Consider the following 15,728-nt stretch of genomic DNA (forward strand, 5'->3'; position numbering starts at 1 on the left):
GAGGCCCAATTGTGGCGCAAGGCAAAAGTCACGGGCCGCTGTTTTGTGCGCTGTTCAGACCAGTGGGCAACCTTTCCATCAAAATTGGGATGCAGTGCTCAAATCGTCATGGAAGGGTATGAAAGACAGGAGGGGATATCGGTGAGGGCAAGATTGACTCCGGCGCAATAGCGGCACCGGAGTTGTGGCGGATTAGCGTTGTTGCTCGCCCCAGGCCAGCATGCTTTCTATCATCTGCTGCAACAGGCGTTGTAAAGGTGCTGCACGGGCGGCATCAAACTCAAATGTCTGCTCGGACATATAGTTCACCTGCGCCAGCTCCAGCTGCACCGCGTGCTGGTTTTCCTGCGGTTGACCATAGGCACGGGTAATGTAGCCCCCTTTAAAGCGCCCGTTGAGCACGTGGCTGAACTGCTGTTGTTGCTGACAACAGGTGACCAGCCTGTCACTCAGTGAAGAAGGGCAGCTTTCACCCCCGTTGGTGCCCAGGTTGAGATCGGGTAGCTTGCCGTCGAACAGGCGCGGTATCACGGAGGCGATCGAGTGGGCGTCAAACAGTAAGGCGTAACCGTGTTGGGCTTTTAGCCGTGTCAGCTCATTCTGTAGTTGCTGATGGTAGGGCTGCCAGATGTTCTGCAGGTATCCGGCCCGTTCTTCGTCTGAAGGGGCGGCGTCTGGCAGAAAACTGGGGCGGCCATCGAACAACACATCCGGAAACAGACCGGTGGTGGCAGTGGTGTAGAGCGGTTTGTCATCTGCCGGCCGGTTGAGGTCAATCACCAGGCGCGAATAGTTACCCACCAGGATGCTGGCACCCATGGCACGGGCAAAATCGTACAGCCGTGGAATATGCCAGTCGGTGTCTTGCAGGGGGCGGGCCTCATCGGTGAGCCCTTTCTCAACCGCTGGCGTCAAGCGGGTACCTGCATGGGGAATACTGATCAACAGCGGCAGCTGGCCGCTCTGGAACTCGAAAGGATCGCGAATCATCATTTACGGACTTCTCCTCGGAAAATCACCGTGCAGGGCAGTTGGCCGCCCAACCAGTAAGCCAGCTCTGCCGGGCGTGCCAGCGGCCAGTGAACAAAATCGGCCACTTTGCCCACTTCCAGTGAGCCGTGGGTTTCCTGCAGGCCCAGAGCCTTGGCGGCATGCAGCGTGACGCCTGCCAGCGCTTCTTCCGGTGTAAGACGGAACAGGGTGCAAGCCATATTAATCATCAGACGCAGCGATAGTGCGGGTGAGGTGCCAGGGTTGGCATCACTGGCAATGGCCATCTTGACGCCGTGTTTGCGGAACAGCTCAACCGGTGGGCACTGCGTTTCTCGTAACAAGTAGTAGGCCCCCGGTAACAGTACCGCCACGGTTCCGGCCGCTGCCATCGCCATTGCATCTTGTTCGGTGGCATATTCCAGGTGATCGGCGGAAAGGGCATGATGCCGTGCCGCCAATGTGCTGCCACCCAGAGCCGAAAGCTGCTCCGCGTGCAGTTTCACCGGCAGGCCAGCTTGTTCTGCGGCTGCGAAAACCCTCTCAACCTGCTCAGGGGAGAAGGCCAGATGTTCGCAAAATGCGTCTACTGCATCTGCCAGGCCTGCTGCTGCGGCTTCAGGGATGATGGTACTGCACACCAGGTCGATATAGTCGTCGCTGCGTCCGGCATATTCCGGTGGCAGGGCATGAGCGGCCAGGCAGGTGGTTTTCACTTCGACAGGTAATATTTCTGCCAGACGACGTGCGACACGTAGCATTTTCAATTCGCTTGCCAGCGTTAAGCCGTAGCCGGATTTGATTTCTACGCAGGTGACACCCTCTGCCAGCAATGGCCGCAGGCGGAACAAGGCTTGTTCCAGCAACAACTCTTCTTGTGCATCGCGCGTGGCCTTGACCGTGGAGATAATCCCTCCGCCCTGAGCGGCAATCTCTGCGTAGCTTACCCCGTTTAGTCGTTGTTCAAACTCACCACTGCGGTTACCGCCAAACACCAGGTGCGTGTGGCAATCCACCAGGCCAGGGGTGATGATGCCACCGTCAAGCTTCACCGTTTTGGTCGCGGCCAAGGCAGGCATGGCGGCCTGTTCACCCATCCAGACAATCTTGCCTGCGCGTACGGCGATCGCCCCGTTGCTGATGATGTGATACTTGCCGTCACGCATGGTGACGATATCGGCCCCGTGCCACAGGCTGTCGCAGTGGATCTCAGACGTCATGGTGTTCCCGCTCCCACATGGTTGTATATACAATTAAAAACAACCTAGCGCATTCGCCGGGCTGCGACAAGAGAGGGGACAAAGATTTGTTACCGAGATGTGATGAAACGCGAAAAAGGCAGGGTTTAACGTCACTGGAATCGACCGTAGGGGGGCGTTGCACGCTGCGCCCCCTTGGTAGCACGTTCGTTTTACATCAAACCTGATTGGTAAAGCGGCCAAACAGCTGATAGCGGCTGCCTGGATAGAGCAGGCGGGCAGAGGTCACCACCATTTTGCCAGACCAGGTGCGACGATGGATCAGCAGGCCTGGCTCGTGGTCTTCCAATTGCAGCAGTTCGCGCTCCTGCTTGGTTGGCACCACGGCTTCGACAATATGTTCACCTGCGGTCAGCGGAGCGGACTGGGTCAGGTAAATATAGGGCGTGACCCGATCGAAATCCTGCTTCATATAATCTGGGGCCGCCAGCGGATTGACGCAGCGATCTTCCACCTGCACCGGCACGTCATTTTCATAATGCACAATCTGCGAGTAGAACAGCTGCTGGCCCGGCGGGATCCCCAATGCCGTCGCCTCCTCTGCGCTGGCCGGGCGGGCGGTCAGCTGCAAAATTTTACTGCTGTGGCGGTGCCCTCGGGCGGCGATCTCATCGGCGATATTATGCACTTCCAGCAACGCGGTGTGTGCCTTGGCCTCGGCCACGAAGGTGCCAACGCCCTGCATGCGGATCAAAAAGCCCTCGCTGGTCAATTCACGCAAGGCCCGGTTGATGGTCATGCGGCTGACGCCCAGCTCGCTGACCAGTTCACTTTCCGAGGGAACGCGTTGGTGCGGCTGCCAGTGGCCCGCACGGATTTGGCTTACGATGGCCTGTTTGACCCGTTGATAGATCGGGGCGGGGGTTTCGCTCATTGCTGCAGCCAGCTGCAACACGGTCTGTTGATCTACCACGACGTTAACCTCGTCAAATAAAAAAATAATAACACCAGTTTACTGTTGATGTTGAAGATATGTATATGTATATACAAGTAAGCGTCCGTTCACCAGATGAATGAAACTGGTTTACAAATTTTTTACCTGCGCGGCGTGACAGTCGTGCGTTCTTAGCCGTTACACCTACTTTGGAATACTGCTATGCCTGCTTATTTTGCCTCTCGCGCACTGCTTCCGACCGGTTGGGCCCATAACGTACGGCTTGAAGTCGATGCTCACGGCCAATTGGCCCAAGTGACCCCCAATACTGACTCAGACGGCTGCCTGCGTCTGCACGGCGACGTGGTGCCGGGCATGCCGAACCTGCACTCTCATGCCTTCCAGCGCGCGATGGCGGGGCTGGCGGAAGTCGCGGGCAACCCACAAGACAGCTTCTGGACCTGGCGCGATCTGATGTATCGCCTGGTTCAGCGCTTAACCCCGGAGCAGGTTGGGGTTATCGCCCGTCAACTGTATATCGAAATGCTCAAGGGCGGCTACACCCAGGTTGCCGAGTTCCATTATCTGCATCACACACCGGAAGGAAAAGCTTACGCCGACCGGGGCGAGATGACAGGTCGCCTCAGTGAGGCAGCGCTTCAGGCAGGCATTGGCATGACCCTGTTGCCGGTGCTTTACAGCTACGCCGGGTTTGGTGCTCAGCCTGCGCAAGCGGGGCAACGGCGCTTTATTCAGAGTGCGGAGAGCTACCTCGAACAGCAACAGGTGATAGCCCGCCAACTGGCAGGCCAGCCATTGCAGAATCAGGGGTTATGTTTCCATTCGCTGAGGGCGGTTGAACTGGGGCAGATGCAGCAGATCCTGGCGGCCTCTGACCAGGCCTTGCCGGTACATATTCATATCGCCGAGCAGCAAAAAGAGGTCAACGACTGCCTGGCCTGGAGCGGTCAACGCCCGGTGGCCTGGCTGTATGAACATTTGCCGGTGGATAGCCGCTGGTGTCTGGTGCATGCCACTCATCTGGATCGTGAGGAGCTTGAGCAACTGGCTCGCAGCAAAGCGGTAGCCGGATTATGCCCGACTACCGAGGCCAACCTGGGTGACGGCATTTTCCCAGGCGACAGTTATTTGCACCACCAGGGGCGCTGGGGGATCGGTTCGGACAGCCATGTTTCCCTAAACGTGGTGGAAGAGTTACGCTGGTTTGAGTATGGGCAGCGGCTGCGCGATCAGCGCCGTAACCGCCTGACCACGCCAGAGCAACCCGCTGTGGCAGACGTGCTTTATCAACAGGCACTACGGGGCGGTGCTCAGGCCTGTGGTACGGCAATTGGCAAGCTGGCGGTAGGCTATCGTGCGGACTGGTTGGTGCTGGATGGTGAGGACCCGTATCTGGCATCTGCGCCTGATGCCTCTATCCTCAACCGCTGGTTGTTTGCCGGGGGCAAAGAGCAGATCCGCGACGTATTTGTTGCAGGCCGGCAGGTGATTGAGCAGGGGCGTCACGCGTTGCAACAGCAAAGCAGCGCTGAGTTCCTACAGGTGCTGAAAACGTTCCAACAGGAGGCGTGATGAAACTGAACCGTTTCGATTTTGCCGAGCTGCCGGTGAGCCCTTGGCGTAATGGCGGCGGAGAAACTCGCGAAATTACCTGCCAACCGCCGGGCAACACCGAATTCGGCTGGCGTGCCAGCATTGCTACCATCGCGCAGAATGGGCCTTTCTCGGCCTTTAACGGCATTGACCGGTCCATCACTTTGCTGGAAGGCGATGGCGTACATTTGTTCAGCGAAGGCCTGATCGATCACCGGTTGCAGCGCATCGGTGAGCCGTTTGCTTTCTCTGGGGATGTGTCGCTAGAGGCCAGATTATTGGGCGGCAGCAGCCAGGACTTCAACATCATGACGCGGCGTGGTCACTACCAGGCGCAGGTGCAACGCATTGCTGAAACCATCGGGCTATCGCTACAGCATGCCGGTGTGTTGTATGTGCTGCGAGGGCAATGGCAGTTGCCAGACGGCAAGTTGCTGGCCGCACGACAGGGTTGCTGGTGGCTACCAGGGGATGGCCCGCTAAGGCTGGTGGCTCAGGGCAATGATGCGCGGGCCTTATGGGCCGATATCGTGCCTGCCACGCTGTTATAGGGGGCTGTAGGCCGAGCCTGCGCATTCTTTGTCACCAATCTGGACTATTCCGATTACTCTGCCAGGGCTGACGTGAGAATATAACACCAAGAGAGGCCGGGCTTGCATACCTTGGGCTCTTACAGGATCGCCAACCATTTCGGTTGGCGATTCACTTTCCCTCTTTCAGCATGTTGATCGCTGCACCGATCAGGATGCGCTGCTCGATATCGTGGCTTTCCGCCAGATGCTGCGCCAACTGCCTGGACAGGCTCTCCACCGACAATTCCTCGCCTCGATGACGCAACTGCATCACGCTGTCGCCAATCAATCGGGCAACCTCATCCCATACTGGTTTGATCTCCTGTTCCGAGAACTTCATCGCTAACCTCGGCTGGGTGATTTTTGCTCAATGTAGCAGTTGCCAACCGGCTACGCCAGCCGTCAGGCCATAGAGAAAATAAAACCGGAAGTATAAAAATTATCCCATCAGTGTTTCTTCTGGTTTTTATATTCAATACTGGATTGGTCAAATCAACGAGAGGGGCGCAACCATGAAATTGGTCGAACAATTAGCGGCTTATTATCAACTTAGCCGAGATGCCGAAGTGAAAAACCGCTGGTGCCGTTGGTGGCTACCACAGGGGGAGGCCCGCATCGCCTATTTGCGTGAGCTGTTGGAGCCAGTGGCCAAAGCGCCTCCTACCCGAGCGGGAGAGGCGGTTAACAAAATGCAGGATTAGCCGAAGACGATAGCTGCCCAGCGCAATAGCAGCAGGGCCAGACAGATCAGCACCAGGATCACAAACATTTTCCAGTGCTTGGTACGCATACGCTTGGTTGGCAATTCGGGGTTCCTTATTTTTCTTTAGACGCAGAGGTACCAACTACCCAGAGCGATGAGGATGATGGCTATAACTGTGATGATTTTCAGTAAATCACTGAAGGTGTCATCGGGATCTTGCTCTGCCTGGTTCATTTTATTGCCCTGGCAGGTTGGCTGCCATTGAGGACATGTTGATCCACAGTATGAATGCTGCACTGCGATACGCACAGAACTTTACCGTAAAGTCAGGTAAAAAGCAGGGGCTGCGAGCCGGTGCGGCAACGTGATGGATGCAGACGTGAGGGAATACGGTGTAATATTGCCTGAGCACCTGTGACTCAATCAATAAAGGTAAAGCAATGGCCATTCCTGAAAAGTATGAAAATGTAGAACGTTGGGCGTTTGGTGATACCGAACAGCAGGCGGATGAGTTGGTGAAGCTGGTGCTGGATGGCGTCAAAACCGCCACCTGTTCCAATCTGGATGGCGAAGGTATTCCGCAGCCTGGCGATGTCTTTGTGGTGGTGGACGGCAAGAATGAGCCGGTGTGCGCCATTGAGCTGACGAAGGTGGATATGAGCACCTATGAGCAAGTGGATGCTGCTCATGCTCTGGCTGAGGGGGAAGGCGATCGCTCGCTGGATTACTGGCGCAAAGAGCACAAACGCTTCTTCGAAGAGTATGAACTGTTCTCACCGGATATGACGCTGGTGTTGATGCATTTCAAGGTTATCGAAAAATTCTGAGTGATGTCTCAGCCTGAAGTGCCCTACGTGTGCCAATGGGCGACGCCAGAGCTGGCTGCCGATCTGATTGCCGGGCGTGCCACGTTGGCGGATGATGCCAACTGGGTGCTGAGCGGGGCGGCCAGCCAGGCGGAATATGTCGAGTGGGCCAACCACGTGTGCGGCATGGCCTGTCTGAAAATGGTGCTGACGCACCGGGATGGCACGGCGCCGCCCTTGCTGGAGCTGGCACGCCGCAGCATGCCTTACGGGGCCTATGTGCGCGACGGCGAACGGATCAAGGGGCTGATTTATGCGCCCTTTGTGGTGTTTGTGCGTGAACAGTTTGCGCTAACGGCAGAGGTGCGAGTCAATCTCGATGAACGTCAGTTGCCGCAGTTGCTGGAGCAACACCGCTATTTTATCGCCTCGGTGCATCCGAGTATCCGGCAGCCAGCGGCACAGCCGCCAGCGCGGGGTGGGCATCTAGTGTTGGTGTTCGCTGCAGATCGGCATAGCGTTACCTTTCATAATCCTTCCGGTGATAGCCTTGCCAGTCGCCAGAAGGTGACAATGTCACTGGCAGATTTTGGCCGCTTCTTTGCCGGGCGCGGTATCGCCATCGTATAAAACAACGTGCCGTGCCCAATGGGAACACGGCGCGTCCTTTCTCCTGAACCTCTCTACTCCAGCCGCATCACCCAGGCATCCGCATGTCGATCGTAATGCTGTTTGTACAGCAGCGACTGTTGGCCATCCAGCATAGCCGGAATACTGGTGTGCTCGTCCCAACCGTCTAGCTGCATGCACAGGTCGGGGTCCGATTTGCAGGGGATCGCCAGGGTGCTTTTCCCTTCGGCGTGTTCAGATGCTGGCGTTAAATGCGCGTCATCAACCTCGAAGCTGCCTATTTTCACGACGGTTTTGCCCATTGGAACTCCTTGCTGAAACTAGTGGTATGAGGTGTGACCAGTTGTGACCACCCAATAAGCATAGACAAACAGGCGAAAAAGTCACAAAAAAAGTAGCCATTGGTCCGCGGGACGCTGCCGTGGCACTAGACCCAACCATCAATGCTTACTTAATAGTCACGATAAATATTAACGTTCCTCACTATCGCACTCCTTAACAATTTTAAAGTCGAGGTATAGCGCGCTTTGCTGGAGTAAAGTTTGTTAATAACATGGAAAATGGTTTTTTATTCTTATTTCATTCAAAGCAGATAAATTCCGCTTAAGCTAAATTTATTAATCTATATTTAACCACGATAGCCTGTTTCATCAGGTTGTTACCGTCAGGGTTCCCTTGCAAAAAAACAGAACCCGGCTTGAGCGTCTTCCTTTGGCAGTTTTTGGCAGTGCGTGAGTCCACCAGAGAATTTCCATACGCAACCTGGTTGCATGAATACACATCGGTGTAAGTTGTTATTGGGAGTTATCATGGGCGAAAAAAAACGTTTATTACTGGCCTTGTTGGCTGCTGCAACCTTGACGTTGGCTTCTGGTGTGCAGGCGGCGGGGACCTTGACAGGGCAAGTCGGTATTCAGTTGACGATCGGTAGCGGCTGTACCGTGGGTAATGGCGGCGCGACTGGCGGCACCAACCAATGGGGGACCTTGAACTTTGGCAGTTACTCCGATCTGACCAGCGTAATCAACGGTACGGTGTTTGGTGCCAATGGCTCCAGCGCGGTCACCATCACCTGCAGCAACGGCCTTAGCCCGACGCTGTCGCTCAATGGCGGTCTGGCGGCAACGGGCGGGCTGCGCGCCATGAGTTCCGGCGGCGACACCATTCCTTATCGCCTCTATTCTGATAGTGCACGTACCACGGAAATCGCCATTAATACACCGATTGCTTTAACGACGGGCACCACGGCGCAAAACATCCCGATTTATGGCCGCGTATTACCTGGCGACCAACTCAGCACCACACCAACCGCAGGGACTTACAACGATACCGTAGTCGCCACGCTTTCCTGGTAAGGCTGTTATTCCGTCGGGGGCGAATCAGCCCCTGGCTGGTTTTCTATACGGGAAGGAATGAGCATGGGGATCAGGGTATTGCTGCTGTTGCCAGCGATCTTGTCGCAGTCTTTGCTGCTCAACATTTCCTTAGGCCAGGCGGCGACGATCGGTATTGCGGCTACGTTGCTGCCCGCCTGTGAAGCGGGAACAACGACGTCTGGCAATACCAGCTTTGGCACGATGAATTTCGGCAATTTTGCCGCTGTGAACACTGTGATCAACGCGACCAGCGCCCAGTTGGCCGGCTCAATCCGTGTCAAATGCGTCAGTGGTCTGAGTTATAAAATCTTGCTGGATGGGGGCAGCAGCGGCGTGGTTACGAATCGCAAAATGGTAAATACCACCAATAGCTCGGCTAGCGTGTTGTACAACCTTTACACCAACCAACCTGGTGGAACGATTTGGGATAACACCACCGGGTTGAGTGACACTGGCAACGGAGCCGATCAATGGCACACCGTCTATGGCCGTGTTCCGGCGCAAACCACACCGGCAGCCGGTATTTATCTGGATACGGTGAATGTCACCGTGTCCTGGTAGCGGGGGCATTGATGCGCAATGTCTCCTTGCTCATGCTGCCGTTGATGATGTGCGGTGCGCTACGTGCTGCCACGCCAACTACCACCACCTTTACCGTGACGGCAACCCTGACCAACGGCTGTGCTTTTGGCAGCTCGTTTTCCAGCCCCACATCCAACCTCGGCACCATCAATTTTGGCACCATGACGACCCTTGCCAGTAATGTCGATACCGTGAGCACCGCCGGTGCCGGTTCGGTGGTAGTAACCTGTACGCCGGGAGCGACTGTCAGCATAGCCATGGATTACGGCATCCACGGGGGCAGCGCTACCCGGCGTTTTATGCAAAACAGCGCCAATAGCGACACGCTGGGTTATCAGCTGTTTCGCGATGCCAACCGTAGTCAGGTCTGGGGCAATGGCGCATTGGTGATGTCTATCCCCAGTTTTCCCAGCACCACACAAACTTACCCGGTTTATGCCCGGTTATACGCCGTGACCACACTGCCTTCGGCAGGCACTTATACCGATACGGTCACCGTAACATTAACTTATTGAATCATCAGGATATGAGCCATGTCTACCTTGTTTACCCGTATTATCAGCGCTGTAGTACTGAGTTACACCCTGTGTGCTTCAATCACGGCACAAGCCGCCAGCTCGGTGCTGGTCTGGCCGGTGTATCAAATCATTGAGTCCGATCAGAACGGTTCCGCCTTATGGCTGGAAAATCGCGGGGCAGAACCCGTTTCTCTACAGGTGCGGGTGCTGGCGTGGAAACAGGAAAATTTTAACGAGCGCTATGCCGATCAGAATAACGTGGTCGCCAGCCCACCTTTTGCCACCGTACCGCCGGGGCAACGCCAACTGATCAGGCTGATCCGCAATACGCCGGTACCGGCCAATACCGAGCAGGCCTACCGCATCATCGTTGATGAAATCCCGTCGCCGATCAACGGCGCTGCCGGGGGGCAAAGTAAGGCGGTGGTCGGGCTGCAGTTACAGATGCGCTATCTGCTGCCGCTGTTTATGGATGGTGGCGGCTTATGGACCAACGAACGTAGCGATATCAAACGTGATGCCGCCACGGCGACGCGCCCAGTGTTGCAATGGCATACGGTCAATGACGGCGGAAAAACCTATTTGCAGGTGCGTAATAGCGGCATTGTGCATGCGCGGCTGAGTAATGTGTTCTGGTCAGAGAAAGGCAACCAACAGCAGGGCGTGAAAACCATGATCGCGGGTTTTATGGGCTACGTCTTGCCTGGGCAGTCGATGCGCTGGCCGGTTCCTGCCGGGGTTAGCCCTGGTGCGCAACTCAATGCGCAAATTGCCGATAACACCAAACCCATCGTCATTCCACGCGGCGAATAGCGGCAGGAAGCGCGACTAATGCCGATCCGAGCCATTACTCGTTCCGGTCATCAGTATCCGCTGAATTGCCGGGGCGGTCTGTGCCTGCTTTGCCTGAGTACCTTCTGCGTTCAGGCGCAGGAATACTCATCATTGCCCGATGCCCCGCGTGCGGCACCGGTGATCACCAATGCGATGTTCTACCTGACCCTGGTCGTCAATGGTCAGAGCGACGGGCAGGTGGTTCCTGTGACCTATCGGGACAATGCGTATTACGTGGAGGCCGGCGTGCTGGCAAAGAACCACGTGCAGACCAAGGGTCAGCAAGGGTTGATTAAGGTCGAGGAGTTGCCTGGGGTGAAGGTGAAATATGATTCTGCCGCCCAGCAGCTGATTTTTCAGGTACCGGATGCCTGGCTGCCAAAACAGGACGTCGGCGGCGGCGAGCTGATGAATTACACGATGGCCCAAAGCAGCACCGGTCTGTTGCTAAACTACGACTCCTATTATACCGACCCCCACGAAGGCTCCAGATCGGTTGCCACCTGGATGGAGCAGCGTTTGTTTAGCAACCTGGGGTTTATCAGTAACACTGGGACCTATCGCTACAATATCGACACCGCATCGGGCGAGGGCGGCAGTGCCGTACAAGACCGCTATCTGCGCTACGATACGTTCTGGCGTTATAGCGATGAACAAGATTTGATCAGCTACCAGCTGGGGGATTTTGTCAGCAACTCGCTAACCTGGAGTAATTCGGCCCGCATGGGGGGATTACGCATCAGCCGCAATTTTGCCCTGCGCCCGGATCTGGTGACCTATCCGCTGCTGCAATATAGCGGTACCGCAGGGGTCCCCAGCACCGTGGATTTATTTCTCAACGGCTTTAAGGCCAGCAGCAATAATCTGAACTCCGGGCCGTTTACCCTCACCAATGTGCCTTACATCAACGGGGCTGGTGAAGCGACGATCGTCACCACCGATGCGGTCGGGCGCCAGGTATCGACCACGGTGCCGTTTTATGTTTCCAACACCCTGTTGCGTAAAAATCTGAGCGACTTTGATGTGTCATTCGGCGCGGTGCGCCAGGATTATGGCATCTCCAACGGCGATTATTCCGACGCGGCTTTCAGCGGGATTTACCGCTACGGGCTGAGTAATTATCTGACGCTTTCCGGGCACAGCGAGGCCACGCAAGGGCTGGCACTCGGCGGGTTGGGGGCCGATATCGCGGTGGGAACATGGGGTACGCTCAGCCTGTCTGCCAGCCAGAGCAAGGCTAATCATCCGCCGGTGGCGACCAGCGACGTGGTGAACGACCAGATTGTCCGGCCGAATACGCCAGGTATGCCCGACCCCAATCAGAATATAGACAATCCGCTGGGCACTAACGTGACGGACAAAAAAGACGGTAGCCAGTACACACTGGGCTACTCCTATAATTCGACGTTATTTAGCTTTTCGGCACAACGTGCTTCGCGCACCGTGGGTTATCAGGATCTCACGTCTTACACCAGCAATACCCGCCTGAGCCGCCAATCCGATCAGGCCACCTTCAGCGCTTCGCCGTTTGGCTCGAGTAATGGCACCTTGGGCTTGGGCTATTACGACGTGCAGGCCTATGACAACTCGCATACCCGCCTGGTGAACTTCTCTTACAGCCGTGCCCTGTGGGGCCAGAGCAGCATGTTTGTCTCACTCAATAAAACGTTGGGGGATAACGGTTACAGTGCGCAGCTGCAATTCATTATTCCACTGGGTAGTGATGTCAGCCTCAATGCAGGGTTAGCACGTAACAATAATGGGCATTATCAGCATCAGGTGGGGGCCAGCAAGGCGGCTCCCACGGATGGCGGCATGGGCTGGAACCTGGCTTACAGCGGTGGTGGCGATGCCTATCAACAGGCCGATGCCACCTGGAAAACCCGCTATGCCACGCTGCAAGGCGGCATCTTCGGCCCACAAGGAGAATATACCAACTGGGCAGACCTGAGCGGCTCAGTGGTGTTCATGGCTAACTCCTGGTTCCTGTCGGACAAGATCAACGACGCGTTTATCGTGGTGGATACCGATAATTATGCCGGGGTTTCGGTGCTGTATGAGAATCAGAAGATGGGCACCACCGACAGCAATGGGCACCTGTTGATCCCGTCGATCAGTTCGTACTATCCGGCCAAGGTCGAGATCGACACACTGCCGTTACCGGCGGACGTGGTGGCTAACCAGGTCAACAATCGCATTGCCGTTAAGCAAGGCAGCGGGATGGTGGTGAAATTCCCGGTACAAAAAGTCCTCTCGGCCAATATCACGTTGCATGACACCGCCGGGCAACCGCTGAAATTGGGCACGTTGGTCACGGAACAAACCACGCAACAAACCACCGTTGTCGGCTATGACGGGCTGGTGTACTTCTCACATTTACAATCCCACGGCCAGTTAAGTATTCAGCAGGACGACCGCTCAATGTGCCGTGTGGATTTCGACCTGAACCCCAATTATCACAGCATTGAACAGGTCGGGCCGCTGGTCTGCCAAGGCAGTGCCGAAGAGAAAAAATCATGATTATGTTATTACGATGGATGCGAGCCGGATTGGCATTGCTGCTGTTAGTGGGGGTTATGCCATTCGGTTGGGCGGGCTGCACCGCCCCTGCAACCGCGGGCAGCCTGGGCACACAAAATTCCTTTGACGTCAGCACGACTCCGTTAACCACCTCTGTCAGTAGCGGGCTGAAATGTACCGGCTCGCTGCTTAATATTGGCGGTACTAACACCATTAAGGCCACCATCGGTGCGACTTTACATCCAGTTGGCAACCAGCCGCGTTTATACAGTGCGGCAACCGGCCAGTATCTGCCATACAGTCTGTGCAAGGATGGTGGCTGTAGCACCCTGTATAATCAGGGCAGCGTCATTACCTGGACCAGTACTACTGCACTGGATTTACTAGGCCTGTTTACCGGGCCAAACAGCACGCTGCCGATTTTTATCCGGCCACAAATGAACTCTAATCTGGCTGCTGGCACTTATACGGATACCATTCCGATCGCTTGGGACTGGAGCATCTGCTCGATTGCGCTTGGCCCCATTTGTGTCGCGGACACCGGGAGTATAACGTCCGGCGCCAATATCAGCCTGTCGCTGGTTGTCACCAATTTTTGCTATATCGACAGCGCGCCAAATGTCGGGTTCGGTAGCGCGGCGTTGCCGTCTGGCCTCACTACGGTCGTGTCCAATACCATCAGCGTACGTTGCACCCTCAACGCCAGCTACTCGGTCAACCTGACCAGCAGCGTCGCCAGTTCGGGGCAATATCGGCAAATGGCGTCTACGGTAAACGGCACCACCAGCTATATTCAGTATCAGCTGTTCAAGGGGGATAGCACCGTTTGGACCGCCGCCACCAATAGCAACGCGACGGGCACGGGCACCTCGCAATCCTTTCCCTATACCGCCTCGGTTAACCTGTCGCAAAACAACCAGCCAGCGGGGACTTATAGTGACACTGTCACGGTTACCGTCGCCTATTAGACGTTATTGATGGAAATCCAGTACTCCGTCGCGCACCAGTTCGCGGGGCAGGCTGTTTTTAATCCGGCTGCCGATCAGTTTGGCCAGCCCTAGCGGCTGATGCTGATAAGTAACGATACACTCATTGCTCTGTGGGGGTTGCGAGGGGTAGAGATCGCGGCCATGGAACCATTCCTGGGCCAGTGCTGCATCGAGCTCAAAAGTCTGTGGGTTGCCACTGGCCGCCAAGGCGATCACCGCCTCATGCTGCCAGCGGAACCCTTTTGGGAAGCGTTCCGCCAACTTAACGCCAATGCGTGAAAAACGCACTTTGCTGACCAAAGGCTCCAGCGCGGCTGGGAACAGCCAGATTTCTTTATCCCGCGCCCATAATTTACTGGTTTCATCCCAGACCAAACCCGAGGCTGCGGCAGCCTGCGCCACCAGTGCGGACTCCTGGGCCGAAAGTGGGGCGAAAGGGAACTTGCCCAGCTTATAGCTCGGTTTGGCCAATGCCGGAACGCTGTGATTTTTGCGTAGCCGGGCGACGAAGAAGCCTTCACTGTCATAAATCTGTGGGAATACGTGCAGGAAGCCTTCTGGAGTGAGGGCCAGTTGCGCTTGTGGGAACAGGTCACCCAGCGGCTCAATGCTGACGGCGTCGCCATAGGTTGCCAACAGTTGATGTATCACCTGTTGATTTTCCTGGGCATTCAGCGTGCAGGTGGAGTAAACCATCACGCCGCCGGGGGCCAGGGCGTGGAAGGCGCTGTCGATCAGTTCCCACTGGGTTTGCGCGATGCTGGCTACGCTTTCTGGCGACCAGTTGCTCATGGCATCCGGATCTTTACGCACCACGCCCTCACCAGAGCAGGGCGCATCCAGCAGGATGGCATCAAAGCTTTCCGGTAAGGCTGCGCCAAACACCCGGCCGTCGAAATGGGTCAGCGCCGTATTTTTGACGCCGCAGCGGCTGATGTTGGCATGCAACACCTTGACTCGGCTGGCCGAATATTCATTGGCGACAATGCCGCCCTGATTGCCCATCAACGCGGCGATCTGGGTGGTTTTGGAACCCGGCGCTGCGGCGACATCCAGCACTCGGCGCGGGGTTTCACGCCCGGCAAACAGGGCGCTCACCGGCAGCATGGAGCTGGCTTCCTGAATGTAGAACAGGCCGCTTAGATGCTCCGCCGCGCTGCCCAGCCGTAATGCTTCGTCCTCGCGCTCGATCCAAAATCCTTCGGGGCACCAGGGGATGGGTTCCAGCCGCCAGTCGTAGTCTTTGACCAGCACCAGAAAGTCCGCAACGCTGATTTTCAGCGTGTTGACCCGCAGGCTACGCCGCAAGGGTTGCTGGCAAATAGCGATGAAGTCATCCATGGATAAATGGTCAGGCATGATGGCGCGAGTTGCGTCGAGAAAAGCAGGAGGCAAAAAAGCAGGGGCAGGTTTAGCCACAGGGAGCTCTCAGGGCGGAAAAAAATCGAAGGGGTTAGTTTA

General features: G+C 56.1%; 18 protein-coding genes. 11 read left to right on the forward strand and 7 right to left on the reverse strand.

Going from position 1 to position 15,728, the window contains the following annotated elements:
- Nucleotides 1–192 precede the first annotated feature (192 nt).
- The 3 genes from hutG to hutC form a co-directional block, all read right to left on the reverse strand.
- Nucleotides 193–993: an N-formylglutamate deformylase gene (gene hutG / locus KGP17_RS11510; RefSeq protein ID WP_209522103.1), complete on the reverse strand. Its 801-nt coding sequence runs from the start codon at nt 991–993 to the stop codon at nt 193–195.
- Entirely contained in the window at nt 990–2,210 is a 1,221-nt protein-coding gene (hutI, locus tag KGP17_RS11515) for an imidazolonepropionase (RefSeq protein ID WP_223499377.1), read from the reverse strand. The genes hutG and hutI overlap by 4 nt, the downstream gene beginning before the upstream one ends.
- A 196-nt stretch (nt 2,211–2,406) precedes the next feature.
- A complete protein-coding gene (gene hutC / locus KGP17_RS11520; protein ID WP_021178234.1) occupies nt 2,407–3,162 on the reverse strand; it encodes a histidine utilization repressor in 756 nt (251 codons plus the stop codon).
- A 183-nt stretch (nt 3,163–3,345) separates the two neighbouring features.
- On the opposite strand from hutC, the gene KGP17_RS11525 reads away from it, so the two are divergent.
- A complete protein-coding gene (locus KGP17_RS11525) occupies nt 3,346–4,716 on the forward strand; it encodes a formimidoylglutamate deiminase (protein WP_179248107.1) in 1,371 nt (456 codons plus the stop codon).
- Nucleotides 4,716–5,288, forward strand: coding sequence for a HutD family protein (locus KGP17_RS11530; RefSeq protein WP_094981823.1), 573 nt, complete (start codon nt 4,716–4,718; stop codon nt 5,286–5,288). The genes KGP17_RS11525 and KGP17_RS11530 overlap by 1 nt, the downstream gene beginning before the upstream one ends.
- A 151-nt stretch (nt 5,289–5,439) precedes the next feature.
- Here the strand turns inward: KGP17_RS11530 and KGP17_RS11535 are convergent, their stop codons facing one another.
- Nucleotides 5,440–5,649 carry a DUF2767 family protein gene (locus tag KGP17_RS11535; RefSeq protein WP_021804636.1) on the reverse strand — a complete coding sequence of 70 codons (210 nt, stop codon included), beginning with the start codon at nt 5,647–5,649 and terminating at the stop codon, nt 5,440–5,442.
- Between the two features lie 172 nt (nt 5,650–5,821).
- On the opposite strand from KGP17_RS11535, the gene KGP17_RS11540 reads away from it, so the two are divergent.
- Entirely contained in the window at nt 5,822–6,010 is a 189-nt protein-coding gene (locus KGP17_RS11540; protein ID WP_059200596.1) for a hypothetical protein, read from the forward strand.
- Here KGP17_RS11540 and yniD read toward each other — a convergent pair.
- Nucleotides 6,007–6,114: a small membrane protein YniD gene (gene yniD, locus KGP17_RS11545; RefSeq protein ID WP_223499378.1), complete on the reverse strand. Its 108-nt coding sequence runs from the start codon at nt 6,112–6,114 to the stop codon at nt 6,007–6,009. The two genes, KGP17_RS11540 and yniD, sit on opposite strands and share 4 nt — an antisense overlap.
- Nucleotides 6,115–6,452: 338 nt before the next feature.
- On the opposite strand from yniD, the gene KGP17_RS11550 reads away from it, so the two are divergent.
- Together KGP17_RS11550 and KGP17_RS11555 are read left to right on the forward strand one after the other, a co-directional pair.
- Complete coding sequence (locus KGP17_RS11550) at nt 6,453–6,839, forward strand: ASCH domain-containing protein (RefSeq protein ID WP_021804633.1); 387 nt, start codon at nt 6,453–6,455, stop codon at nt 6,837–6,839.
- A 3-nt stretch (nt 6,840–6,842) separates the two neighbouring features.
- Complete coding sequence (locus tag KGP17_RS11555) at nt 6,843–7,448, forward strand: hypothetical protein (protein ID WP_223499379.1); 606 nt, start codon at nt 6,843–6,845, stop codon at nt 7,446–7,448.
- 53 nt (nt 7,449–7,501) lie between these two features.
- Here KGP17_RS11555 and KGP17_RS11560 read toward each other — a convergent pair whose 3' ends face one another.
- Complete coding sequence (locus tag KGP17_RS11560; RefSeq protein WP_021178226.1) at nt 7,502–7,750, reverse strand: DUF1480 family protein; 249 nt, start codon at nt 7,748–7,750, stop codon at nt 7,502–7,504.
- Nucleotides 7,751–8,257: 507 nt separating this feature from the next.
- On the opposite strand from KGP17_RS11560, the gene KGP17_RS11565 reads away from it, so the two are divergent.
- The 6 genes from KGP17_RS11565 to KGP17_RS11590 all read left to right on the forward strand — a co-directional run bounded on the left by KGP17_RS11565 (nt 8,258) and on the right by KGP17_RS11590 (nt 14,246).
- On the forward strand, nt 8,258–8,803 hold the full coding sequence (locus tag KGP17_RS11565) for a spore coat U domain-containing protein (protein WP_021804630.1): 546 nt from the start codon (nt 8,258–8,260) through the stop codon (nt 8,801–8,803).
- 63 nt (nt 8,804–8,866) lie between these two features.
- Nucleotides 8,867–9,385: a spore coat U domain-containing protein gene (locus KGP17_RS11570; RefSeq protein ID WP_021804629.1), complete on the forward strand. Its 519-nt coding sequence runs from the start codon at nt 8,867–8,869 to the stop codon at nt 9,383–9,385.
- Nucleotides 9,386–9,396: 11 nt separating this feature from the next.
- A complete protein-coding gene (locus KGP17_RS11575; protein ID WP_021804628.1) occupies nt 9,397–9,921 on the forward strand; it encodes a spore coat U domain-containing protein in 525 nt (174 codons plus the stop codon).
- A gap of 18 nt (nt 9,922–9,939) precedes the next feature.
- On the forward strand, nt 9,940–10,737 hold the full coding sequence (locus tag KGP17_RS11580; RefSeq protein WP_021804627.1) for a molecular chaperone: 798 nt from the start codon (nt 9,940–9,942) through the stop codon (nt 10,735–10,737).
- 18 nt (nt 10,738–10,755) lie between these two features.
- A complete protein-coding gene (locus KGP17_RS11585; protein WP_223499381.1) occupies nt 10,756–13,278 on the forward strand; it encodes a fimbria/pilus outer membrane usher protein in 2,523 nt (840 codons plus the stop codon).
- Complete coding sequence (locus KGP17_RS11590; RefSeq protein WP_223499383.1) at nt 13,275–14,246, forward strand: spore coat protein U domain-containing protein; 972 nt, start codon at nt 13,275–13,277, stop codon at nt 14,244–14,246. The genes KGP17_RS11585 and KGP17_RS11590 overlap by 4 nt, the downstream gene beginning before the upstream one ends.
- Nucleotides 14,247–14,249: 3 nt before the next feature.
- Here KGP17_RS11590 and rsmF read toward each other — a convergent pair whose 3' ends face one another.
- Nucleotides 14,250–15,686: a 16S rRNA (cytosine(1407)-C(5))-methyltransferase RsmF gene (gene rsmF, locus KGP17_RS11595; protein WP_223499384.1), complete on the reverse strand. Its 1,437-nt coding sequence runs from the start codon at nt 15,684–15,686 to the stop codon at nt 14,250–14,252.
- Between the last annotated feature and the right edge of the window lie 42 nt (nt 15,687–15,728).

Origin of the sequence: Serratia sp. JSRIV001 (assembly GCF_019968745.1) — a bacterium.
In the GTDB taxonomy this organism is placed as follows: Bacteria; Pseudomonadota; Gammaproteobacteria; order Enterobacterales; family Enterobacteriaceae; genus Chania; species Chania fonticola_B.